We start from the raw sequence: 4,856 nt of genomic DNA on the forward strand, positions 1-4,856 counted from the left end.
TCTTCTTCATAATTACAGTTTAAAATTAATACTATTTTGTCTACTTTTAAACTGTCCAGTTTTTGGGGAAGCTTACAAGATAATGAGTCCTTTCGTGTGTAAATAATTTTCTCATTGTCTTTTTGTTGGATTTTATATGATAAATTGTTTTCAAATCTGCCGTTATAGAAATAAAAATCACCCAAATCATAGCGAAAGTAATTTTTAAATTCTCCAGATTCAATTAATGACTTATCAATGTTTTGTTTGGCTATACAGTTTGAATTTGAGAAAATTATCACTCCAATTGGGATGCCAGTCGTATTGTATTTATTATCAGTGTATCGAATTTGTATTTGTTTGTTTAAATAATTATTAAAAGTCCTGTCAATGAAATCTTTAGGGATGTTTATTGATTCTCTTGCTGAACCATTTTCTTTGAATTCTCCAATCTGTTTATTATCAATATAAAAGTCAATAGCTCTCTCAATATCACTTGAAAAGAAATCGTACAAGAAATCAATTTTAATATTCTCAAATTTGTCTTGTGTATCAATCATTGTAGAAGGCAACATTGCATTCTCCATTAATACATTTCCTGCAAGTATTAACTCATTATCCTTGTAAATCTGCCAATTAGTAATCGTATCAGCAGATATCTGTCCGAATGTGATATTAGAAATTAAAATCAATATGTAAATCAAGTAATGTTTCATGTTACTTTGGCGGTTTTTTAGCATGCCCTACAACGTTCCCGCGGTATGGTGTCGTGCGGTTGACTGTCCCACGCAGTGGAGACTGTCAAGCCGAAAACGACGCCAGGGCGCAAACGGTTTTGCAGGTTAAAAGAAACCGCATGCACTATGACCGCGTGTTGTACACCGTAATTTATCTATTTCTTAAATCTATCCGTAATCTTTGTCCAAAAACTTGGTTTGTCATTGTCCATCTCTTTTATCGGCAAGTCTTTCTCGAAACTGTCCTGATAAGATTCAATTATCCTTTTCAAATCCTTTGTGCCAAAAAATGTACTTGGAGATTTGTCATGCTTCAATGCGTATTTAGCAAATTCCAATGATTTTTTAGGATTAGATTTTTCAATAATTACTGCCAAAGCCCAAGCCAATCTGATATCTGTTGTCATAGGTGTTAATCCACCTTTAAAGTCCGGTATCGGTATAAATCGATTCTTTATGTCAGATATTTTAACCTTTTCCAATAATCCAGTATCATTTTTGAATCCATTTATTATTGGTAAAGCATATTTTGAAATATAAAGAATTACATCATCTATGATTTCAAAGTTTTTTGATTCTGAATCAGTATAATTCCACCACTTATCACCTTTTCCTTCTTTTGCTAATCTTGTCCTAAATTCACAGTTATAGTACTTAAGCTTATTAAAATCTAAATCCTCAAATCCATTGTTTGTTATTTCTTTCGGGTGAACTCCTAATTCAACACAAAAACTTCCACCATATCTACTTGCTTGCAAGCCAATAGTAAAAACGAAACTTTCAGAGTCCATTATATAATTGAATCCAGAGCCTTTAAATCCGAATTCACGAATCTTAGTTCCGAGATATTTTCCAATTTGCTTTCTAAACTCCTGTGTCGTCATTTGCAGGTCTGTCTTTTATGGTGTACAACGTTCCCGCGGTATGGTGTCGTGGCAGTTTCTTTCACCCGTGAAAGGAACTGTCAGGATGAAAAGAGCCGGCAGTGAACGTTGAATTACTTGGTTTAAAATTACTGCCATGCACTATGACCGCGTGTTGTAGCACGTTTTATTTTTAAATTTATTCTGATGAGTTATATCTATAAATATCAACATCCGTAATAGTTCTTGTTCTATGTAAAAACTCAATTGTTTTTAAATCATGTCCAAGTGCAGGAGTTGATTTTTCAGGATTAGTGTCAATCTCCAGAACAATTTCTAATACTGAATTCAAATTCAATTCTTTTTTTAACGCATTAATTAATTCAATCTTGTCAAATAGTTGATCTATTATTTCTGTAACTAGGTTGTCAATTTCAATAGGTTCTTTTCCTCTTTCCGTTGATAACTTCCAGCAAGAGAATTTCAATTTGGGATTATATTCCCCTTTATCTCCCTTTTGAAAGCTGGAGGTTGGTTTGATTCCAATTCTCTCAGTAATCAAATGTGGGTCAAAATCATCTCCTTTAAGAGCGAAGTAAACATATGATTCAGATTTTTCCATTTTCCTTTAATGTGCTACAACGGTTCTATGTATGACTTGTGGCAAATTTTCGGCGCAGTTTTTTATCAGCCGTAACAAAAGTTGAAGCGGGGTAGAGTAGTTGCATGTTTCGATTTCCTGCCATAAGTTATACATTTTGTTGTGTACCGTTATTCTTTTTGTAATTTGCTTTTAATGGTATTACCATTAGAGTCTATAACCTCAAGGATATAAATACCACTTTTTAATATTGATACATCAATAGATCTATTACCTTGGCAGGATAACAACACTATTCCATTTAGATTCAGAATCTTTATTTTAGAGAAATTAATTCTTTCATATTTAATGTGTAGAGTATTTTTAACAGGGTTAGGATAAATGTAAAGATTGGTATATTTAGGTGAATCAAAGTTAGTTAAGTACTCATTGGCTTTTCCATAGTTTTTGCCATTAATTTGATAGCCTATAATTTCTTTGCTGTACCCAAATCCATACTCCTTATAGATCCCTGTTTTAGTTGATAAGACAAAATTAGAAGCAAAATCATATTCATAATATTCTTCAGGCAAATCTCCTAATATAGTGTCAACCTTCGCTGAATAGCTTATATACCTGAACTTTGAGATAGTATCTCCATCAATTATTTCTAATTTGATAGGGTAACTATAGAATAATCTATTTGTGCTGTCAAATCTCCCTGGCCAACTTGTTGCATTTAGAACTATGTTTTCGTATGCCTTACGGGTGTATTTTGTTTTAAATTCTCCATTCATGCTTTTAGGTGGTGTCCATCCATCGTCTACTGATTTTATAGTTTTTCTTTTATAAACTAGAACAATGGAATCTTGGAATCGATCTACTGAAATGATAGAGTCCATGTAAATATTATAACCATTCCAATATTTATACCCTTCTGATACCAAATCCTTTTTAAATATGTAATCACCTTCAGTAAAATGAATATAGCTTTGAAAAGAAGGTGGTCTATATCCTTTACTTATATTTTGATTTTGGTAGCCTACTACCTGATACGGATTATATGGTTGTTGTGAAATTAGGTTAAAGATTGGAGGGAAATAAAGCAGCCCATGTTTCTTAGAAAGGATCATTTTATCATTTTTTATAGCACCTCCTGAAATGGTAAAAATCTTGATTGAATCTAATTCTCCAAAAATTAAAGTGTCTTTTATTGTAGTGCATAGAAAATTAATATACTGCGTAGTCCAGGTATCTCCTAACTTAGCGAAAGGTTTAAACAATACAGGTTTAGAATCTGTACTACTTATATTTTGTTTAAATATAACATTTTCCTTACCTATTGAATATTCGTTAATATTCCTAAATCCATTGCTGACCATGGTATTGCGAAAAGAATCGTATGATTCATAACAATTGTTGCAGTTTCCCATGTTTGTATTAAACAAGCACCGAAATCGACCATTAACATTTGCAATTGAATCCATGACAAATTTCTCTACCAATACATCACCGTCTTGTTCGTAAGTGAAATAATGTATTTGATTAAAATTAAATGGTAACCAGTTGTAGTTACTAAACTCAAGGGATTCTGAGATAGTATCATTGAGAATAATAGAGTCTTCTGGACTAATAGTTTCATATATATCCTTCTTTTCCCCGATATAATAAAGCCCCTTATTGCCAACGATCCATATAGGCTCTCTAAATGAATTTTCAGAATATAATGATGAAAAATTAAAACTTTTTATATCGGAATAAGGTAAAGTTATCCACGTTCCCTTATGATAAATAAAAAATTTGTCACTAGTACTAGCCCAGATATTTCCTTCAGCATCTTCAACAAGATTTTGCGGTGCATAAATTTTTTGTTCGTTAGGATTTTTAAAGGTCGTTATTTTTGTTCCATCAAACCTTGTAATACCTCCCCAACTACTGCCACAAAACCATAAATTTCCTTTACTATCCAGTAAAGTTTCATTTGGAAAATATGGGTATTCATCCAATTGTAATGTATCCAAGATTGAATGATTAAATTTATAAACTCCAAATTTGGTCGAAATCCATTTGTTATTCAATGAATCAATTTCAATTGATGCTACAAACTCGTATTTCTTAGGGGTGAAATCAATAGTTGTCCATTGGTTATTGTCATAAATAGAAACCCCATTATCAACAGTTCCTATCCATTTGCGGTTTTGATTATCAATTGTTATACTTCTGGTTGAGTTACTCGCTAATCCTTCGTTGGTAGTATAGTTTTTTAGAGTGCTCCCTTTAAAACTAAAAATACCATAAAAGTAACTGGTAATCCATTTTACACCATCATTATCAACTGCAATTGAGCGTAAATCACTTTTAATATTGCCTCTATAAAACTGATATATCGAATCAATCTTTATTTCATTAGGTGATACTTGAATTTTAAATACACCATTTGTTAGAGTACTTACCCAGACAGTGTCTTCCTCAATGCAAAAGTCTGTTACATTTCTATTTAAAATTTTATACATGCCTATTTGGCAATAACACTGTATTGTTAAGATCAGAGATAATGTTATAATAAAAGTTTTTTTCATAATTCGAAGTTTTGTCTATAAGTTTGGTTTTTATAATGGTACACAACGTTCCCGCGGTATGGTGTCGTGGCAGTTTCTGTCCGATAGGATAGGAACTGTCAGGACGAAAGGTGCTTGC

At 32.1% G+C, this 4,856-nt stretch carries 4 protein-coding genes; all 4 read right to left on the reverse strand.

Going from position 1 to position 4,856, the window contains the following annotated elements:
- Window positions 1-695: hypothetical protein (locus ACE1EF_RS19825; RefSeq protein ID WP_375722449.1), on the reverse strand; the 695-nt coding region annotated here is incomplete at its 3' end.
- Between the two features lie 176 nt (window positions 696-871).
- Window positions 872-1,600 (reverse strand): DUF4304 domain-containing protein, encoded by a 729-nt coding sequence (locus ACE1EF_RS19830; protein WP_375722450.1) that lies wholly within the window; start codon window positions 1,598-1,600, stop codon window positions 872-874.
- 178 nt (window positions 1,601-1,778) lie between these two features.
- Window positions 1,779-2,201, reverse strand: coding sequence for a DUF4279 domain-containing protein (locus tag ACE1EF_RS19835; protein WP_375722451.1), 423 nt, complete (start codon window positions 2,199-2,201; stop codon window positions 1,779-1,781).
- Window positions 2,202-2,350: 149 nt separating this feature from the next.
- The gene (locus ACE1EF_RS19840) at window positions 2,351-4,738 is read right to left on the reverse strand and encodes a T9SS type A sorting domain-containing protein (protein ID WP_375722452.1); all 2,388 of its coding nucleotides are present in this window, start codon (window positions 4,736-4,738) and stop codon (window positions 2,351-2,353) included.
- Window positions 4,739-4,856 lie beyond the last annotated feature (118 nt).

The sequence above is a fragment of the Quyinboa sediminis genome (assembly GCF_042219855.1).
Taxonomy (GTDB): domain Bacteria; phylum Bacteroidota; class Bacteroidia; order Bacteroidales; family UBA5342; genus JBHJHP01.

Coding starts and splice junctions, on each gene's coding strand:
- ACE1EF_RS19840 (WP_375722452.1), bottom strand. CDS start 4,738: ATGAAAAAAACTTTTATTATAACATTATCTCTGATCTTAACAATACAG.
- ACE1EF_RS19830 (WP_375722450.1), bottom strand. CDS start 1,600: ATGACGACACAGGAGTTTAGAAAGCAAATTGGAAAATATCTCGGAACT.
- ACE1EF_RS19835 (WP_375722451.1), bottom strand. CDS start 2,201: ATGGAAAAATCTGAATCATATGTTTACTTCGCTCTTAAAGGAGATGAT.